This window comes from Streptomyces nigra (assembly GCF_003074055.1).
Classification (GTDB): domain Bacteria; phylum Actinomycetota; class Actinomycetes; order Streptomycetales; family Streptomycetaceae; genus Streptomyces; species Streptomyces nigra.
On the sequence record NZ_CP029043.1, the window covers coordinates 3,262,549 to 3,280,261 of the forward strand.

Below are 17,713 nucleotides of genomic sequence, written 5' to 3' on the forward strand. Positions count from 1 at the left end.
TCAGCGGGCCTGCGCCCGCGCGGTGAGCCGGAAGACGCGGATCTCCCGGTCCACGCGAGCCTGATAGGTCGTGTACGGGGGCCAGAGGGCCACCGCGGCCCGCCAGGCCGCCTCCCGCTCCTCCCCCGTCAGGAGCGCGGCCGTGACGGCGATCGTGCGGCCCTTGACGTCGATCGCGGCATCGGGGTGGGCGAGGAGATTGTGGGTCCACGCGGGGTGTCCGGGCCGGCCGAAGTCGGAGCCGACGAGGAGCCAGGAGCGGCCCTCCCCCTCGGGCACACAGGCGAGCGGCGTCCGGCGGGTCCGTCCGCTGCGGGCGCCGGTGGAGGTCAGCACGACACCGGGCAGCATCAGGCCGCTGAGCAGCACCTTTCCCCGGGTGAGCCGGTGCACGGCCCGGTCGAGGGCGGGGACGGCATGGGGGGCGGCGCGGGCGAAGGCCCGGGTCGCGGAGACCTTCTGCACGGCGCGTACGACGGCTCGCGGCATGCTCACACCCGCACCTCCCCTGTCCCGGGCGCCTCCGCCTCGAAGAGCCGGGCCGCCCCGGCGGCGTGCGCGCGCAGCCGGTGGACCGGCCCGAGGAGCAGTTCGTCGCCGGCGGCCCGCTTGAAGTACAGGTGCGCCTCGTGCTCCCAGGTGAAACCGAGTCCGCCGTGGAACTGGACGGCCTCGGCGGAGGCGGTCCGCTGCGCCCGCAGGGCCTGGGCGAGGGCGAGGCCGCCGGCCCGTTCGCCGTGGGCCGCCGCCCAGGCCGCGTAGTACGCCGCGGACCGGGCCGCCTGCACCTCGACGTACACGTCCGCGAGCCGGTGCTTGACCGCCTGGAAGGACCCGATCGGCCGCCCGAACTGCTCGCGCCGCCCGACGTGCTCCACGGTCCGCTCCAGGGCCCGTCCGGCGGCGCCCACGGCCTCGCAGGCGAGGACCGCCGCGGCCCGGTCGCCAATCTCCGCGAGGGCGCCGGTCACGTCGGACCCCTCCTCCCCGAGCAGTCGCGCCTCGACGTCCCTGAGGTGCACCCGGCCCTGTGGGCGGGTGGCGTCCACGGTGGTCCGCCGGGCGCGGGCCACTCCGGCGGCGTCGCCGGGCACCAGGAACAGCAGGGTCCGCGGGCGGGTGTAGCCCCCGGTGTGCGCGGCGACCACGAGCAGGCCGGCGCTGTGCCCGTCCAGCACCTGGTCCGCCTGCCCGTACAGCCGCCAGCCGTCCGCGGTCCGCCGGGCCTGTACGCCGCCCGCCCGGCCGCCGCCGGCCCAGTCGCCGCCGTTGCCGCCGGTCAGGGCCAGGGCGGTGGCGAGGACGGTGCCGTCGACGGCGAGCGCGGCGGTGACGGCGCCGGAGGCGAGGCGGGGCAGCAGTTCCTCCCGCTGGGCCGCGGTGCCGAGCGCGGCGATCAGGGCGGCGGCGAGGACGGTGGTGGCCAGCAGCGGGGAGGGCGCCAGGACCCGGCCGGTCTCCTCGCAGGCGAGGGCGAGTTCGGTCACCGAGCAGCCGACACCGCCGTATGTCTCGGGGAGGGCGAGGCCGGGCAGGCCGAGCCGTTCGGCGAGGGCGGTCCACAGCGCGGGGTCGTGACCGGAGGGGGTGTCGAGGGCCGCGCGCAGCTCGGCCGGACCGCAGCGGCTCTCGAGCAGGTCGCGCAGGGCGCGGCGGACGCCATCCTGCTCGGGGGTGAGGCTGGTGTCCATGGGCGGTTCCCTCCGGCTCTTCCCCTTGGATCTGACGGTCCGTCATATTAGAAGCGCCGACATGAGATGCCCAGAGGCGGGAGGCCGCGCATGACTGCCGGGAGCCGGAGCGTCGCCGTGGTGGGTGTGGCCCTGTCCGACTGCGGGCGGGTGGACGACGCGACCGCGTACGCCCTGCACGCCCAGGCCGCGCGCCGGGCACTGGCCGACGCGGGGCTCGGCCGGGAGGTGGTGGACGGGTTCGCCTCCGCGGGCCTCGGCGTGCTCGCGCCCATCGAGGTGGCCGAGTATCTGGGGCTGCGCCCGACCTGGGTGGACTCCACGTCGGTCGGCGGTGCCACCTGGGAGGTGATGGCCGCCCACGCGGTCGACGCGATCGCCCGCGGCCACGCGAACGCCGTGCTGCTGGTGTACGGCTCGACGGCCCGCGCGGACATCAGGGCGGGCCGCAGGACGGGCGACCTGTCCTTCGGCGGCCGGGGGCCCGCGCAGTTCGAGGTCCCCTACGGGCACACGCTGATCGCCAAGTACGCCATGGCCGCCCGCCGCCACATGCTCGAACACGGCACGACCGTCGAGCAGTTGGCGGAGGTGGCCGTCCAGGCGCGGGCCAACGCGGCCCTCAACCCGGAGGCGCTGCACCGCGACCCCGTCACCGTGGACGACGTGCTGTCCGGCCCGATGATCGCGGACCCGTTCACCCGGCTGCACTGCTGTCTGCGCTCCGACGGCGGCGCGGCGGTGCTGCTGGCCGCCGAGGAGTACGTCCCCGACTGCCGGACGGCACCGGTGTGGGTGCTCGGCAGCGGGGAGCACGTCTCGCACGCGTCGATGTCCGAGTGGCCGGACTTCACGACCGGCCCGGCGGCGGTGAGCGGGCGGCTCGCCTTCGCCCGGGCCGGACTGCGGCCCGAGGAGATGGACTTCGCCGAGCTGTACGACGCCTTCACCTATATGACGCTGGTGACCCTGGAGGATCTGGGCTTCTGCGCCAAGGGCGAGGGCGGGGAGTTCGTCGGAAAGGGGCGGCTGCTGGTGCGCGGCGGGGAGCTCCCGGTGAACACGGACGGGGGCGGTCTGTCGGCCCAGCATCCCGGGATGCGCGGGCTGTTCCTGCTGGTGGAGGCGGTGCGTCAGCTGCGGGGCGAGGCCGGGGAGCGTCAGGTGGCCCGGCGGGGCCGGACGGGGGAGCCGCCTCGGCTGGGCGTGGTGTCGGCGACGGGGGGATGGTTCTGCTCGTCGGGGACGTTGGTACTGGGAAGGGAGTGAACCGACCCGAGGAGACGGTATGGCGCTGACCCGTGAAGAGCGTGAGCAGTTCCTCGCCGAGCCGCATGTCGCGGCGCTGGCGGTCGACGCGGGAGGCGGGCGGGGCCCGCTGACCGTGCCCATCTGGTACCAGTACGCCCCCGGCGGCGACGTGTGGATCCTGACCGGCCTCGACTCCCGCAAGAACCGGCTGATCCAGGAGGCGCGCCGGTTCTCCCTGCTGGTGGACCGGCTGGAGCCGACGATCCGGTACGTGTCGGTGGAGGGCCCGGTCCTGCGGACCGTGCCGGCCACCCTGGAGGACCTGCGGGAGATCTCGGCGCGCTATCTGCCGCCCGAGAAGGTCGACGGCTATGTCGACTTCGCCTGGAAGAACCACGGCGAGCAGGTCGTCGTCCACATGCGGCCCGAGCACTGGCTGTCGTCGGACATCGGCCGGCTCTGAGGCCGGGCCGTCCCCCGCACGCGACAATCGCGGCATGGGAACGGATCTTCACGACCTGCTGAGGTCGCTGCGGGTGTGGGACGTCGAGCTGCCCGCCTTCGACCCGTCGGACGCGCCCGGCGAGCCGCTCGGCCTGTTCACCGAGTGGTTCGCCGACGCGGTCGCGGCCGGGCAGACGGAGCCGCACACGATGTCCCTCGCCACCGCGGACGAGGAGGGCCTGCCGGACGTGCGGACGGTGATGCTGCACGGCGCCGACGTGTCGGGCTGGGCCTTCGCCACGCACCGGGACAGCAGCAAGGGCCGCCAGCTCGCCGCCCGCCCGTACGCGGCCCTCGGCTTCTACTGGCCGGCGCGGGGCCGTCAGGTGCGGGTGCGGGGCCCCGTGACGGCGGCCCCGTCCGCCGAGTCCCAGGCCGATCTGCACGCCCGCTCGACGGGGGCGCTCGCGGCGGCCCTGACCGGACGGCAGAGCGAGGTGCTCGGCTCCCCCGAGGAGCTGGAACGGGCGTCGCGGGCCGCGTGGGAGCGGGCCCGGCGGGAGCCGGACGCGCCGGTGCCGACGTGGACGCTGTACCGGGTGCGCCCCGACGAGGTGGAGTTCTTCCAGGGCGACGCCGAGCGGCGGCACGTCCGGCTCGTCTACCGGCGCGCGGAACCGGGGTGGGTCAAGGAGCTGCTCTGGCCCTGACGTCAGCGGGCGCGGTGGAGGTCGTACGCCGTGAAGTCGGCCACCGGGCGGTAGCCGATGCGCTGGTAGAGGCCGTTGCTCGTGGCGTTGGACAGGTCGGTGAAGAGCAGCACCTCGCGCACCCCGGAGGAGAGCGCGGCCCGGGTGACCGCGGCGGTGGCCGCGCCGCCGTAGCCGCGCCCGCGCAGCGGTGCCGGGGTGTAGACGGGGGCGACGCGGACCTGCCCGGCGATCAGCGGGGTCACCCCGGCCATGGCGCGGGGAGTGCCGTCCTCGGCCTCCCACAGGGTGATCCCGCCGTAGGCGATCCGCGCGTCGGCCCAGGCGCCCGGGTCGCGTGCGGCGGTGTGCCCGGCGGCCTTCGTGAACTCGCCGTACCAGCGGGCCAGCAGCTCCCGGTCCGGCCGCCCGGCGAGACGCGCGCGGCCGGGCGGGACGGGCCGCGGCACGGTCAGATTGCCCAGCCGGTACAGCCGCTGGCGCTGGGCGACGGTGCCGCGGGCGCCGGTGTGCCGCTGCCAGGCGGCGACGAACGCCTCGGCGGTCTCCCGGGCGGCGACGACGCCGGGGACGGTCTGCCCGAGCGCGAGCAGATGGGCGGCGAGGGCGTCGGCCTCGTCGGGGGTGAGCGGGGTGACGTTCAGCATGTGGGGCGGGGTGCGGAAGTAGGCGGCCCGCACCTGCCCGTCGCGTTCCAGCACCCCGAACACGGGGGGCTCGTCGCCGTACGCGCGCGGCCCGTTGACGCGCAGCGTCTCGGTGACCGTCAGGGCGACGGTGTGCAGGTCGGGGCGTGAGCGCAGGAAGCCTCCGGCGTGGGACAGGAAGCCGTTGAGGTCCTGGGTGCAGTACCAGTCGTCCGGGCGCATGCCTCATGATCCCGCGCCCGTCCCGGCGTTGTGCACTTTTTTCCGCTGTGGACACCAAGACGACACAAGTCGTCACACGGGGACGGGTGTTGGGGTAAGGAGGACGTCGGGCCCGGGGTCGGTCGCCAGCCGTGCGTGCAGATGCACGTCCCGGTAGGCGTCCTGCCGCCCCGCCTCCCACATGGCGCCCCGCAGGGTGCCCTCGGCGGGGAAACCGCAGCGCTCGGCGACCCGGCAGGAGGCGTCGTGGCCCACGGCGTGCCCGAGTTCGAGGCGGTGCAGCCGGGGGCCGTCCGGCGCGGTCAGCGCCCAGCGGGCGGCGAGGTCGAGCGCGCGGACCGCCACGCGCCGGCCGCGGGCCTCGGGCAGCACCCAGTAGCCGACCAGGCCGTAGTCCATACGCCGGCTGACGACCGTCACCCCGACATGGCCGAGGAGGGCGCCGGTCCCGGCGTCGGTCACGCAGTACGCCGCCGAGCCGTCCGTCGCGCCGACCGCGGTCCGCAGGGAGGCGAGGGCGCCCTCGCGGTCCGTGGCGAGCGACAGCGGGGTGTTCCAGCGCCGGAACTCCGGGTCGGCGCGGCCCCGGCACCAGGCGTCCAGGTCGGCCTCGGAGTACGGGTCCCAGGGGCGCAGCCGCAGTCCATGGCCGTGCAGGTCCGGCAAGGGGCGGGGTGCGGGGCGTATCGCGGCGTCGGTCATGAGGTCCATTGAAACCCGGAGGATCAGGGGGCCGGGCGGAACATCGGCACCCCGTCCGGGAAGGCGGCCGTCAGCGCCAGGCCGGCCCGCAGGCGGGCGGGGTCCGGGCAGTCCACGAGGCCGGTCGTCATCCGGGGGCCCTCGGCGAGGTCGACGACGGCGGCGACGTACGGGGTCAACGCGTTGAACGGCGGCAGGTCGTTGCGGTGTACGACGGACCAGGTGTACAGGGTGGCCCGGCCGCTCGCGGGCTCCCAGACGACGTCCTCGCTCCAGCAGTGCGGGCAGGCCTCGCGCGGGTAGTGGTGGGCCCGTCCACAGGCCCGGCACCGGCGCAGCAGCAGCCGGCCGGCGGCGGCCGCGTCCCAGTAGGGGCGGGTGAAGGCGTCCGGTTCGGGGACGTCGTAGCGGGGCGCGCTCATCCGAACAGTCCGAGCGCGGCGTCCACCGACCAGGACTGCCAGGACATCCCGAACAGCGCGACGACCGAGATCAGCGCCATCATGCCGTTCTGCCCCTGCTCGGCCCAGTCGTGGATCATCAGGGTGAGGTACAGCAGATTGAGCAGCAGTCCGCCGGCGAGGGCGACCGGGGTGAGGAACCCGAGCACCAGGCCGAGTCCCAGGGCCAGTTCGGCGTAGAGGACGACATACGCCATGACCCGCGGCCGGGGTGCCACCACGCGCCGGAAGCCGGTGCGGACGGCGGGCCAGCGGTGCTCGGCCGCGATGTCCGCGGCCCAGGCGATCCCGGACCCGGCCAGCCAGCTCCGGCGGTCCTTGTGCCGCCAGCTCTCCAGCCACCACAGCCCGAGGCCTATCCGGAGCACGGCCAGCCATTGAGCGCCTGTGAGCCAGATCGCGTCCATGGATCTGACGGTACGTCAGATCCATGGGGCGTGACAATCGTCCGGGCGTCCCGGCCGTCCCGCGGCCGGGGCACGGCCCCAGCCGGTTCAGGCGGCCGCCTCGGCCGCGGCGACGGCGGGGTCCTGCGGGGCCACCGTCCGGCGGCGGCGCAGCGGCATGCCCATCCCCGGGTTGCCGACGTTCCAGGCGGCGCCCTTGCAGATCAGCTCCTTGTAGAAGGCGGCGATCCGGCCGGTCAGCACGGCGCGGACGGGGCGGTCGTCGCCGGTGACGTACTGGATCAGGCCCTGCCTGCGGCCCAGCGAGACGCACTGGTTGAAGTAGCGCAGCGGGACCTTGGGCAGCTTGCCGCCGGTCAGGCGGGCCACGGCGGCGTCGGCGGCCTGCCAGGCGGTGAAGCCGCCTGAGGCGCACGACATGCGGAGCGGCTTGCCGCCGACACCCCGGGCGAGGGCCGCGTCGCCGATGGCGTAGACGTCCGGGTGGGAGACCGAGCGCATGGTGCCGTCGACCACGATCTGCCCCCGGTCGCCGACCTCCAGGGTGGTGGCCAGCGCGATCGGGTGGACGGCGAAGCCGGTGGTCCACACGGTGACGGCGGCCGGGAGCACGGCCCCGCCGGCGGTGGTGACCCGGTCGGGCCCGACCTCGGTGGCGGTGGTGTCCTCGTGGACGGTGACGCCGAGCCGGCCGACGACCTTGCGCAGGTGGCGGCGGCCCTTGGGGGAGAGCCAGTCGCCGAGTCCGCCGCGCACGATCAGGGAGACGTCGAGGTCCGGGCGGGCCTCGGCGATCTCGGTGACGGCCTCCACGCCGGTGAGGCCGCCACCGACCACGACCACGGGGGCTCCGGCCTCCAGCGCGGCCAGGCGCTCACGCAGCCGCAGCGCGCCGGGCCGGCTCGCGAGTTCGTAGGCGTGCTCGGCGACTCCGGGGACACCCTGGTCGTCCCAGCCGCTGCCGAGGGCGTAGACGAGGGTGTCGTACGCGAGCTCCTCGGCGCCGTCCGCGTCCTCGACGGCCACGGTCTTCCGGTCGGCGTCGACGGCGGTGACCCGGGCGATCCTCAGGTCGACGCCGGTGCCCCGGAACAGGTCGGCGAACGGCCGGGGCTTGAGCTCCTGTCCCACGGCGAGCTGGTGCATCCGGACGCGTTCGACGAAGTCGGGCTCCGCGTTGACCAGGGTGACGGTGACGTCGTCGCCGTGCAGTCGCCTGGCGAGCCGCCCGGCCGCGAACGCTCCGGTGTAGCCGCCCCCGAGCACGATGATGCGGTGCTGCATGTCCTTGCTCCTGTCTTCAGCGGGTTCGCCACCTGAACCGGGCGGCCCGCCGATTCCTGACAGGAACGCGATGTGAACCACGTCACATCGCGTGAAGAGCGTCGTACGCGGGTCAGAAGGCCTCGCGGACCAGGGGTTCCCCGTGGTCGGCGGCCTGCCAGAGCCGGGTCGCGCGCTCCAGCTTGTCGGGGTTGACCTGGCTGCGGAACGCGGCGAGGCCGTCCTCGGCGACCTCCACGCACATGACGCCGACGACCCGGCCGTCGACGACGACCACGAGGGCGGGTCCGCCGTTGGCGGTGGCCGCGTAGTACTCGGGCGACCCGCCCACCAGGGCCCGCTTGGCCTCGCTGGGCTTGAACAGGCCGCGCAGGAACTTCGCGACCGCCAGGGCGCCCTCGACCGCCTTGGCCCGCGCCGGGATCTTGCCGCCGCCGTCGCCGACCACGACGGCGTCCTCGGTGAGCAGCCGGACCAGGGGCTCGGTGCGGCCGCTGGTGGCCGCCGCCAGGAACTCGTCGATGATCCGCCGGGCCGCCGCCTCGTCGACCTCGGCGCGGGCCCGGCCCTGGGCGACGTGCTTGCGGGCGCGGTGCAGGATCTGCTGGCTGGAGGCCTCGGTGATGTCGAGGATCTCGGCGATCTCGCGGTGCGTGTAGTCGAACGCCTCGCGCAGCACGTACACCGCCCGCTCGCTCGGCGAGAGCCGCTCCAGCACGACGAGCACCGCGTACGAGACCGACTCGCGCTGCTCGACGGTGTCGGCCGGGCCCAGCATGGGGTCCCCGGCGAGCAGCGGCTCGGGCAGCCACTGGCCCACATAGGTCTCGCGGCGGGCGCGGGCGGAGGTGAGCTGGTTCAGGCACAGGTTGGTGAGCACCTTGGTCAGCCATGCCTCGGGGACCTCGACGCGCTCCACGTCGGCGGCCTGCCAGCGCAGGAACGTCTCCTGGACGGCGTCCTCCGCCTCGCTCGCCGAGCCGAGCATCCGGTAGGCGATGGCCTCCAGACGGGGGCGGGCCGCCTCGAACCGTTCCACGTCGTTCACCGTGAGGACCATGGGTTCGGATCCTAACTCCCGTGGCCCGCACGGGCAGGTGGAGACGGGCCGCCCGGCGCAGCCTCGGACGCACCGCGCCCCCGCATCCCGGGGCCCGGACCCACAACCAGGAGAGCTACGTCACAGGCCCCACCCAGGTCTCCTGCAGTCGTGATCGATCCGCAACCAATTCCGGGCTTGACCGAGACCCATCAACCAATCGCGTGATTACGCTCCGAATCATGGCCGACACCCCTCATCTCCCGGAACGCCCCGTCTACGTCGTCGGGGGCGGCCCCGGCGGGCTCTCCGTCGCGTACGCCCTGCGCGCCCGCGGCATACGGGCCGTCGTCCTGGAGCGGTCGGACGCGGTCGGCGCCTCGTGGCGCGCGCACTACGACCGGCTCCATCTGCACACCACCCGGCGACTGTCGGCGCTGCCCGGCCTGCCGATGCCCCGCCGGTTCGGGCGCTGGGTGTCCCGCGACGACATGGTGCGCTATCTCGAGAAGTACGCCGAGCACCACGACCTGGAGATCGTCACCGGCGTCGAGGTCTCCCGCGTCGACCCCGCGCCGGACGGCTCCGGCTGGCTGCTGCACGCCACCGGCGGCCGGGAACTGGCGGGCGCCGCCGTCGTCGTCGCCACCGGGTACAACCACACGCCGCGCATCCCCGACTGGCCCGGACGCGAGGGCTACGGCGGGGAGCTGCTGCACGCGGGCGAGTACCGCTCCCCCGCCCCGTACGCCGGCCGGGACGTCCTGGTCGTGGGCGCCGGCAACACCGGCTCGGAGATCGCCGTGGACCTCGTGGAGGGCGGGGCGGAGCGCGTGCGCCTCGCGGTGCGGACGGTCCCGCACATCGTGCGTCGCTCGACCGCCGGATGGCCCGCGCAGTTCACGAGCATCGCGGTCCGGCGGCTGCCGGTGCGGCTCGTGGACCGGCTCGCCCGGCCGGTGGCCAGGATCAGCGTCCCGGACCTGTCGGCGCACGGGCTGCCGCGCCCCGACACCGGCCTCTACAGCCGGGTCCGCGAGGGCGCGATCCCCGTCCTGGACGTCGGGCTCGTGGACGCGGTGCGCGAGGGCCGGGTCGAGATCGTCGCCGCCGTCGAGGGGTTCGACACGGACAAGGTGGTGCTCGCTGACGGCAGCCGGATATCGCCGGACGTCGTCGTCGCGGCCACCGGGTACGCGCGCGGCCTGGAGGAACTCGTCGGGCATCTCGGCGTGCTCGACGGGCGGGGCAGACCGTGTGTGCGGGGCGCCCGGACCCCTGCGGAGGCGCCCGGGCTGTACTTCACCGGCTACACCAACCCCATCAGCGGCAATCTGCGGGAGATGGCGATCGACGCGCAGAAGATCGCCCGGGCCGTCGCGGGCGACCGGCGCCGCGATGTGTCCCGGCTGCCGGTCTGAGCGGGTCGGATCGCGCAAGGGCCCGACTTTTGCCCTGCACGACGGTTCCTGACGCCGTGTCAGTTCCTTTAATCTGACACAGCGTCAGTTAATCGCTGTCATCCAGGGACGGGCGGACCGATGCTTGGATCAACCCACGGCACCCTCACCACCGACTCCCGCCGGGCCCGGGTCGTCGCCTGCGGCGAACAGCCCGCGCCCGCCGTCCACGGCCGGCCCGCCGAACCCGACGACCTCGACGTCAGCGGCCGCCCCCTGTACTGCGAGGTCCCCGACCTGGACCGCCTCTTCCGGCCGGAGTCCCTCGCCGTGATCGGCGCCTCCGACGCCGAGGGGCGGCCGAACACCGGGATCACCCGGCGGCTGGTCGACTGGGCCGAGCGGGTCGGCGCCCGGCTCCATCCCGTGCACCCGGCCCGCCCGTCCGTGTTCGGCCTGCCCTGCTCCCCGACCGTCGCCGACCTGCCCGAACAGGTCGACCTCGCCGTCCTGCTGGTCGCCGACCCGCTGCCGGTGATCGAGGAACTGGCGCAGGCCAAGGTGAAGTTCGCCGTCGTCTTCGCCTCCGGGTTCGCGGAGACCGGCGCGGAGGGCGCGGCCGCGCAGGCCCGGCTCACCGCCGCCGTCGAGCGCTCCGGGCTGCGGCTGCTCGGCCCCAACACCAACCTGAACGCCTTCGAGCGGTTCCGGGACGACCTGGAGGGGCCCGCGATCGCGCTCATCACCCAGTCCGGGCACCAGGGCCGCCCCGTGTTCGCCCTCCAGGAGCTGGGCGTACGCCTGTCGCACTGGGCGCCCACCGGCAACGAGGCCGACCTGGAGACGGCCGACTTCCTCTCCTACTTCGCCGAACGGCCCGAGGTCGGGGTCATCGCCGCCTATGTCGAGGGCATCAAGGACGGCCGCGCCTTCCTGCTCGCCGCCGACCGCTGCGCCCGCCGCAAGGTGCCCGTGGTCGCGGTCAAGGTCGGCCGCACCGAGGCCGGTGCCCGTACGGCCGCCTCCCACACCGGCAAGCTGACCGGCGCGGACGCCGTCGTGGACGCGGCCCTGCGGCAGTACGGGGTGATCCGGGTCGACGGTCTGGACGAACTCCAGGACACCGCCACCCTTTTGGCCCGGGCCCGCCCGCCCCGCGCCGACGGCGTCGTCGTCTACTCGATCTCCGGTGGCACGGGCGCCCATGTGGCCGACCTCGCGGCCGGGGCGGGGCTGCGACTGCCGGTCCTGTCGGAGGCCAAGCAGGCCGAACTGCACCAGTGGATACCGGAGTACCTGAGCGTCGCCAACCCCGTCGACAACGGCGGGCACCCGGTCGGCGACGAGCGCGGGCCCCGGATCCTCCGGGCGATCCTCGACGACCCCTCGGTGGGCGTGCTCATCTGCCCGGTCACCGGGCCGTTCCCGCCGCTGAGCGACAAGCTCGCCCAGGACCTGGTGGACGCCGCCGAGCGCACGGACAAACTGGTCTGCGTGGTGTGGGGGTCACCGGTCGGCACCGAACACGCCTACCGCGAGGTCCTGCTGGGCTCCTCGCGCGTGGTCACCTTCCGCACGGTCGCCAACTGCGTCTCCGCCGTCCGCGCCTACCTCGACCACCACCGGTTCGTCGACGGCTACCGCTCCCCCTTCGACGAGGCGCCCCGCACCCCCTCGCCGTCCAGCCGCAAGGCGCGGGCCCTGCTGCGCCCGGGGCAGCAGCTGAGCGAGCACGCGGCGAAGCAGCTGCTGCGGGCGTACGGCATCCGGGTCCCGCGCGAACAGCTGGTGACGAGCGCGGCGGCGGCCGTGCGCGCGGCGGGACTGGTGGGCTACCCGGTGGTGATGAAGGCGTCCGGCGCCCGGATCGCCCACAAGACCGAGCTGGGCCTCGTCAAAATCGGGCTGACCTCGGCCAGCCAGGTCCGGGACGCCTACCGCGAGCTGACCGACATCGCCCGCTACGAGGACATCGCGCTGGACGGCGTCCTGGTCTGCCAGATGGTGGAGCGGGGCCTGGAGATGGTGGTGGGCGCCTCGCACGATCCGCTGTTCGGGCCGACGGTGACGGTCGGGCTGGGCGGGGTGCTGGTGGAGGTGCTCCGCGACACGGCCGTCCGGGTGCCGCCCTTCGGGGAGGAGCAGGTCCGTGAGATGTGCGCCGAACTGCGCGGGCGGGCGCTGCTCGACGGGGTCCGGGGGCGGCCCCCGGCCGACCTCGACGCGCTGGTGGAGGTCGTGCTGCGGGTGCAGCGGATGGCGCTGGAGCTCGGCGACGAGCTCGCGGAGCTGGACGTCAACCCGCTGATGGTGCTGCCTCGCGGGCAGGGCGCGGTCGCGTTGGACGCGCTCGTGGTGTGCCGCTGACATGGGGACGTCCGACCTGTGCGTACGGCACTCCCGCGAGGACGGGGTCTGCCGGATCACCCTGGACCGCCCCGAGGCGCTGAACGCGCTCACGCCCGCCATGCGCGACCGGCTCGTCGCCCTGCTCGACGCCGCCTCCGCGGACCCGGAGACACGGGCCGTCGTCCTCACCGGCACCGGGCGCGCGTTCTGCGCCGGGGCGGACCTGCGGGGCGGGGCGGCGGGCGGGGAGCGGCGGACCGGCGACGTCGCCCGCACGCTCCGGCTCGGCGCCCAGCGGCTCATCGCGGCCGTCCTGGACTGCGAGAAGCCGGTGATCGCGGCGGTGAACGGCACCGCGGCCGGGCTCGGCGCCCATCTGGCGCTCGCCTGCGATCTCGTCCTGGCCGCCGAGTCGGCGCGGTTCATCGAGGTCTTCGTGCGGCGCGGACTCGTCCCGGACGGCGGCGGCGCCTATCTGCTGCCCCGGCTCGTCGGCCCGCACCGCGCCAAGGAGCTGATGTTCCTCGGCGACGCCCTGGGCGCGGCGGACGCCGAGCGGCTGGGCCTGGTCAACCGGGTCGTCCCGGACGCGGAGCTGCAGGAGGCGGCCGTCGGCTGGGCGGTGCGTGTGGCGGCGGGCCCGACCCGCGCGCTGGCCCTCACCAAGCAGCTCGTCAACGCCTCCTGGGACAGCGACCGCGCCGGCGCCTTCGCGGCGGAGTCGGCCGCGCAGGAGATCAATCTCACGACCGAGGACGCGGCGGAGGGCCTGGCGGCCTTCGTGGAGCGCAGGAACCCGGAGTTCCGGGGGCGCTGACATCTCCCCACCTCGCGGGTCTTCCTATCTGACGGACCGTCAGTTCTAATGGCGGATGTGATGGGACACGCTGGGATGGCGGCCGCCGCCGTCCGTCACCTCCGCCCGGCCGGGGCGCCGCCCGCCCCGGCTCCGCCCCGCCCCGCGCTGCGCTGTGTCGGCGCGGACGAGCGGGCCCCGATCCCGCAGGACGTGTTCCGGCGGGTGCTCGGCAGCTTCGCGACCGGCGTGGTGATCGTGACGGCCCCGGCGGACGCCGAGGCCCCGCACCGCCCCGCCGGGTTCGCCTGCCAGTCCTTCGCGTCCCTCTCCCTCGACCCCCCACTGGTCGCCTTCATGGTCGGCCGTACGTCCACGACCTGGCCGCGCATCGCCCGCGCGGGCGTCTTCTGCGTGAACGTGCTCAGCGCCGGGCAGGGCGAGCTGTGCCGGGCCTTCGCGGTGAGCGGCGCCGACAAGTTCGCCGGGGTGCGCTACGACCCGGCCCCCGTCTCCGGCTCCCCGCGCCTCGCGGGCACGCTGGCCTGGATCGACTGCACGGTCCACGCGGTGCACCCGGGCGGCGACCACCTCATCGTCGTCGGCCGGGTGGACGACCTGGGCACGAGCGAGGGGGACGAGCCGCCGCTGCTCTTCCACCGGGGCCGGCTGCGGTGACCGCGCGTCAGAGGGCCGGGACGGCGGTCTGCGGGCGCCGCCGGATCACCAGAGCCATCAGCGCCGCCACCGCGCACAGGGCGCCGGACGCGTACCAGACCATGTCGTAGGAGCCGAACACGTCCCGCGCCACCCCGCCGAGGAACGCCACCAGCGCCGCGCCGACCTGGTGCGAGGCGAGCACCCAGCCGAAGACGATCGCGCTGTCCTCGCCGTACTGCTCCCGGCACAGGGCGACGGTGGGCGGGACGGTGGCGACCCAGTCGAGGCCGTAGAAGACGATGAAGAACAGCATCGGCGGGTGGACGCTCGGCGCGAGCAGCATCGGCAGGAACAGCAGCGAGACACCGCGCAGGGCGTAGTAGACCGCGAGCAGGCGGCGCGGTTCGAAGCGGTCGGTGAGCCAGCCGGAGAAGATCGTGCCGACGACGTCGAAGACGCCGATGACCGCGAGCAGCGAGGCGGCGGCCGTGATCGGCATGCCGTGGTCGTGGGCGGCGGGCACGAAGTGGGTCTGGATGAGGCCGTTGGTGGAGGCGCCGCAGATCGCGAACGTGCCGGCCAGCAGCCAGAAGGGACCCGTGCGGGCCGCCGAGAGGAGGACGGTCACGGCCCGGCGGGCGGCGCCCTGCGCGGGCGGCGGCTTGGGCACGAACTCCGTGGCGCCGTAGGGCGCGAGGCCCACGTCCGCCGGGTGGTCGCGCAGCAGCAGCCAGACGAAGGGGACGACCGCGAGCGCCGTGAGGGCGACGGTGACGACGGCCGGCCTCCAGGTGTGCTCCTCGACCATCCAGGACAGCAGCGGCAGGAAGATCAGCTGGCCGGAGGCGGAGGCGGCGGTGAGGATGCCGGTGACCAGGCCCCGGCGCTCGGTGAACCAGCGGTTGGTGACCGTGGCCGCGAACGCCAGCGCCATCGAACCGGTGCCGAGGCCGACCAGCAGCCCCCAGCACAGCAGCAGTTGCCAGGCCGCCGTCATCCAGTACGTCAGCCCCGAGCCCGCCGCGATCAGCACCAGGGCCACCGCGACGACCCGCCGGATGCCGAACCGGTCCATCAGCGCGGCGGCGAACGGGGCGGTCAGGCCGTAGAGCGCGAGGTTGATGGAGACGGCCGCCCCGATCGTGCCCCGCGACCAGCCGAAGTCGTCGTTGAGCGGGTCGATGAGGAGGCCCGGCAGGGAGCGGAAGGCGGCCGCGCCGAGGATCGTCACGAAGGCCACGGCGGCGACGAACCAGGCGCGGTGGATCCGCGGCCGGCGCGGTGTCGGTGCGGCGCCGTCGGCGGCGGAGTCGTCGAGGGCGGGGGTCGTCTGCGTCACGCTCATGAGCTTCGGGCCTGCGCGCCCTCGATTCCATTGGCCCGGAGGACAGCGTTCGTTAGGATCGGGCCATGCCCTCCGAGCCGAGCCTCCAGCCCCCGACGGACCCCCCGAAGCCCCACCGGGTGGCCGTGCTCGCCCTCGACGGGGCGATCCCCTTCGAGCTGGGCATCGCGCACCGCGTCTTCGGCCGCCCCCGGGACGAGCGCGGCCGGCCGCTGTACGAGGTCGTCACCTGTTCCGTCCGGCCGCCCGGCCCCGTGCTGACCGACGCCGACTTCGCCATCCAGGTCGAGCACGGCCCGGAGGCCCTGGCCACCGCCGACACGGTGATCGTCCCGGCGTCGTACGAGCTCGGGCCGGTCTTCGAGCGGGGCGTCCTGACGGCCGAACTGGCCGCCGCGTTCGCCCTCGTGCGCCCCGGCACCCGGTTCGCCTCCATCTGCACCGGTGTCTACGTCCTGGCCGCCGCAGGACTCCTGGACAGCCGCCCGGCGACCACGCACTGGGCCGACGCCCGGCGCTTCCAGGAGCTGTTCCCGACGATCGACGTCGACGCCGACGTGCTCTTCGTCGACGACGGCGACGTGCTGACGTCGGCCGGGGTCGCCGCCGGGATCGACCTGTGTCTGCACATGGTCCGCCGCGACCACGGCACGGCCGTCGCCAACGACGTGGCCCGCCACATGGTCGTACCGCCGCACCGCGACGGCGGGCAGGCCCAGTACATCGAGCGTCCGGTCCCCGACCCGCAGCAGTCGTCCACGACGGCGGCCCGCGCCTGGGCCCTCGCGCACCTCCACGAGCCGATCCAGCTGCGCGACATGGCCGACCAGGAGTCCATGTCGGTGCGCACCTTCACCCGGCGCTTCCGGGAGGAGGCCGGCGTCAGCCCCGGCCAGTGGCTGACCCGGCAGCGGGTCGAACGCGCCCGGCATCTGCTGGAGTCCACCGATCTGTCGGTCGACCAGGTGGCCGCGCGCTCCGGCTTCGGCACCGCCCAGTCCATGCGGCAGCACCTACAGGCTGCGCTCGGGGTCACCCCCACCAGCTATCGGCGCACCTTCCGCGCGGGCGGCGGGGCCTGCCTGGAGACCGCCGGGAGCCGGTGACCGCTCCCGCCGGGCCTCCCCCCACCAGCCCAGCGCGGTCAGCAGCAGCGTCAGCCCGACCCCGGCCAGCATGGCCGTGGAGGGCGCCACCACCTGGAGCAGGGCGCCCGCCAGGGACCCCGTCGCCGCGTACCCGGCGCCCGCCGCCGCGTACAGCACGGAGTATCCGGCGGCCAGCGCGCCGGGCGGCAACGCGTCCCGCAGCGACAGATTGCGGGTGATGAGCGCGCCGGACTGGAGGACGCCCGCGAGGACGAGGGCGACCGCCATGCCGGGCCCGTCCGGTACCAGCGCGAGCAGCGCCACGAACACCGACATGCCGCACATCAGCACGACGCTGCGTGAGCGCAACCGGCCCGGCCAGGACCGCAGTCCGTACACGAACGCCCCGGCGCCCGCCGCCACCGCCATGCCCGCCAGCAGCGGACCCGACCAGCCGACGCCTATCCCGCGCTGCTCCAGCAGGGCGGGCAGGGTGAGTTCGACCAGGCCGAGCAGGGTGATGCTGGCGGCGCCCGTGACGTACACCGGCCAGGCGCCCAGCAGGACGCGGGTCCCCACCCGGTTGGCCCGGCCGCCCTGGCCGTCCTTCGCCCAGCCCGCGGGCAGCAGCCGGTGCCCGGCCATGGACAGCGCCATGAGGACGGCCGCGAGGAGCAGCGGCACCCGGGGGTCCACCGCGAGCGCCAGCCCGGCGACCGCGACCGGCGAGACGGCCCACACGCCCGACATCAGCATCGACTCCGTGGACAGCGCCTGCGCCACGGCCCGTTCCGGCACCAGGAAGGTCAGCAGGGCGCGCTGCCCTCCGGCGGCCGCGGACGGGGCGGCCCCGGCCAGGAACGCGAACGCGCCGAGCACCAGGGCGTGCGACCCGGCGAGGACGCCGAGGCCCGTGAACCCGAGGGTGCCGCCCGCGAGTCCGGCGGTCAGCTGGCGCCGGCCGCGCGCCGGATCGAGGCGTGTCCCCAGGATCGGGGCGGCGACGATCTCGCCGAGCACATAGGCCGCCGCGAGCGTCGCGCCCAGGCTGTAGCCGCCGGGCCGCTCGCGGACCAGGAACACCAGCGCCAGCGGGGTCATGGCGACCGGCATCCGGGCGGCCACGGCGGTCCCGGCCCAGACCAGGACCTGCCTGGAGGCGACGTCTCGATAGGTCATGCAGTCGACGGTATGTCCCGGCACCGACATCCCGGCAG

Annotated in this window: 18 protein-coding genes; 8 read left to right on the forward strand and 10 right to left on the reverse strand. The window is 74.8% G+C overall.

Features of this window, described 5'->3' with window-relative positions; translation table 11 throughout:
- Positions 1–489 (reverse strand): nitroreductase/quinone reductase family protein, encoded by a 489-nt coding sequence (locus tag DC008_RS14900; RefSeq protein ID WP_108707405.1) that lies wholly within the window; start codon positions 487–489, stop codon positions 1–3.
- A 2-nt stretch (positions 490–491) separates the two neighbouring features.
- Positions 492–1,691 carry an acyl-CoA dehydrogenase family protein gene (locus DC008_RS14905; protein ID WP_108707406.1) on the reverse strand — a complete coding sequence of 400 codons (1,200 nt, stop codon included), beginning with the start codon at positions 1,689–1,691 and terminating at the stop codon, positions 492–494.
- A gap of 90 nt (positions 1,692–1,781) precedes the next feature.
- On the opposite strand from DC008_RS14905, the gene DC008_RS14910 reads away from it, so the two are divergent.
- The 3 genes from DC008_RS14910 to DC008_RS14920 are packed head-to-tail and all read left to right on the forward strand — an operon-like array spanning position 1,782 to position 4,096.
- Positions 1,782–2,960, forward strand: coding sequence for a thiolase C-terminal domain-containing protein (locus tag DC008_RS14910; RefSeq protein ID WP_108707407.1), 1,179 nt, complete (start codon positions 1,782–1,784; stop codon positions 2,958–2,960).
- 19 nt (positions 2,961–2,979) lie between these two features.
- Positions 2,980–3,405 (forward strand): pyridoxamine 5'-phosphate oxidase family protein, encoded by a 426-nt coding sequence (locus tag DC008_RS14915; RefSeq protein WP_055623601.1) that lies wholly within the window; start codon positions 2,980–2,982, stop codon positions 3,403–3,405.
- 34 nt (positions 3,406–3,439) lie between these two features.
- The gene (locus tag DC008_RS14920) at positions 3,440–4,096 is read left to right on the forward strand and encodes a pyridoxine/pyridoxamine 5'-phosphate oxidase (RefSeq protein ID WP_108707408.1); all 657 of its coding nucleotides are present in this window, start codon (positions 3,440–3,442) and stop codon (positions 4,094–4,096) included.
- A gap of 2 nt (positions 4,097–4,098) precedes the next feature.
- Here DC008_RS14920 and DC008_RS14925 read toward each other — a convergent pair whose 3' ends face one another.
- The 6 genes from DC008_RS14925 to DC008_RS14950 all read right to left on the reverse strand — a co-directional run bounded on the left by DC008_RS14925 (position 4,099) and on the right by DC008_RS14950 (position 8,879).
- On the reverse strand, positions 4,099–4,965 hold the full coding sequence (locus tag DC008_RS14925) for a GNAT family N-acetyltransferase (protein WP_108707409.1): 867 nt from the start codon (positions 4,963–4,965) through the stop codon (positions 4,099–4,101).
- Between the two features lie 72 nt (positions 4,966–5,037).
- A complete protein-coding gene (locus DC008_RS14930) occupies positions 5,038–5,667 on the reverse strand; it encodes a GNAT family N-acetyltransferase (RefSeq protein ID WP_108710704.1) in 630 nt (209 codons plus the stop codon).
- Positions 5,668–5,690: 23 nt separating this feature from the next.
- A complete protein-coding gene (locus tag DC008_RS14935; RefSeq protein WP_108707410.1) occupies positions 5,691–6,089 on the reverse strand; it encodes a Zn-ribbon domain-containing OB-fold protein in 399 nt (132 codons plus the stop codon).
- Positions 6,086–6,535, reverse strand: coding sequence for a DoxX family membrane protein (locus DC008_RS14940; RefSeq protein WP_108707411.1), 450 nt, complete (start codon positions 6,533–6,535; stop codon positions 6,086–6,088). The genes DC008_RS14935 and DC008_RS14940 overlap by 4 nt, the downstream gene beginning before the upstream one ends.
- A gap of 87 nt (positions 6,536–6,622) precedes the next feature.
- The gene (locus DC008_RS14945; RefSeq protein WP_108707412.1) at positions 6,623–7,819 is read right to left on the reverse strand and encodes an NAD(P)/FAD-dependent oxidoreductase; all 1,197 of its coding nucleotides are present in this window, start codon (positions 7,817–7,819) and stop codon (positions 6,623–6,625) included.
- A gap of 112 nt (positions 7,820–7,931) precedes the next feature.
- Entirely contained in the window at positions 7,932–8,879 is a 948-nt protein-coding gene (locus DC008_RS14950; protein ID WP_108707413.1) for an RNA polymerase sigma-70 factor, read from the reverse strand.
- A 221-nt stretch (positions 8,880–9,100) separates the two neighbouring features.
- Here DC008_RS14950 and DC008_RS14955 point away from each other — a divergent pair, with 221 nt between their 5' ends.
- From DC008_RS14955 to DC008_RS14970, 4 genes are all read left to right on the forward strand, one after another.
- A complete protein-coding gene (locus tag DC008_RS14955; protein ID WP_108707414.1) occupies positions 9,101–10,279 on the forward strand; it encodes a flavin-containing monooxygenase in 1,179 nt (392 codons plus the stop codon).
- A 120-nt stretch (positions 10,280–10,399) separates the two neighbouring features.
- Entirely contained in the window at positions 10,400–12,625 is a 2,226-nt protein-coding gene (locus DC008_RS14960) for an acetate--CoA ligase family protein (protein WP_108707415.1), read from the forward strand.
- 1 nt (position 12,626) lies between these two features.
- Entirely contained in the window at positions 12,627–13,424 is a 798-nt protein-coding gene (locus DC008_RS14965; RefSeq protein ID WP_108707416.1) for an enoyl-CoA hydratase/isomerase family protein, read from the forward strand.
- Between the two features lie 60 nt (positions 13,425–13,484).
- A complete protein-coding gene (locus DC008_RS14970) occupies positions 13,485–14,081 on the forward strand; it encodes a flavin reductase family protein (RefSeq protein ID WP_164492310.1) in 597 nt (198 codons plus the stop codon).
- A gap of 7 nt (positions 14,082–14,088) precedes the next feature.
- Here DC008_RS14970 and DC008_RS14975 read toward each other — a convergent pair whose 3' ends face one another.
- Positions 14,089–15,408: an MFS transporter gene (locus tag DC008_RS14975; RefSeq protein WP_425276541.1), complete on the reverse strand. Its 1,320-nt coding sequence runs from the start codon at positions 15,406–15,408 to the stop codon at positions 14,089–14,091.
- A gap of 65 nt (positions 15,409–15,473) precedes the next feature.
- On the opposite strand from DC008_RS14975, the gene DC008_RS14980 reads away from it, so the two are divergent.
- Complete coding sequence (locus DC008_RS14980) at positions 15,474–16,514, forward strand: GlxA family transcriptional regulator (RefSeq protein ID WP_108707418.1); 1,041 nt, start codon at positions 15,474–15,476, stop codon at positions 16,512–16,514.
- Here the strand turns inward: DC008_RS14980 and DC008_RS14985 are convergent.
- A complete protein-coding gene (locus DC008_RS14985; RefSeq protein ID WP_108710706.1) occupies positions 16,422–17,675 on the reverse strand; it encodes an MFS transporter in 1,254 nt (417 codons plus the stop codon). The two genes, DC008_RS14980 and DC008_RS14985, sit on opposite strands and share 93 nt — an antisense overlap.
- Positions 17,676–17,713 lie beyond the last annotated feature (38 nt).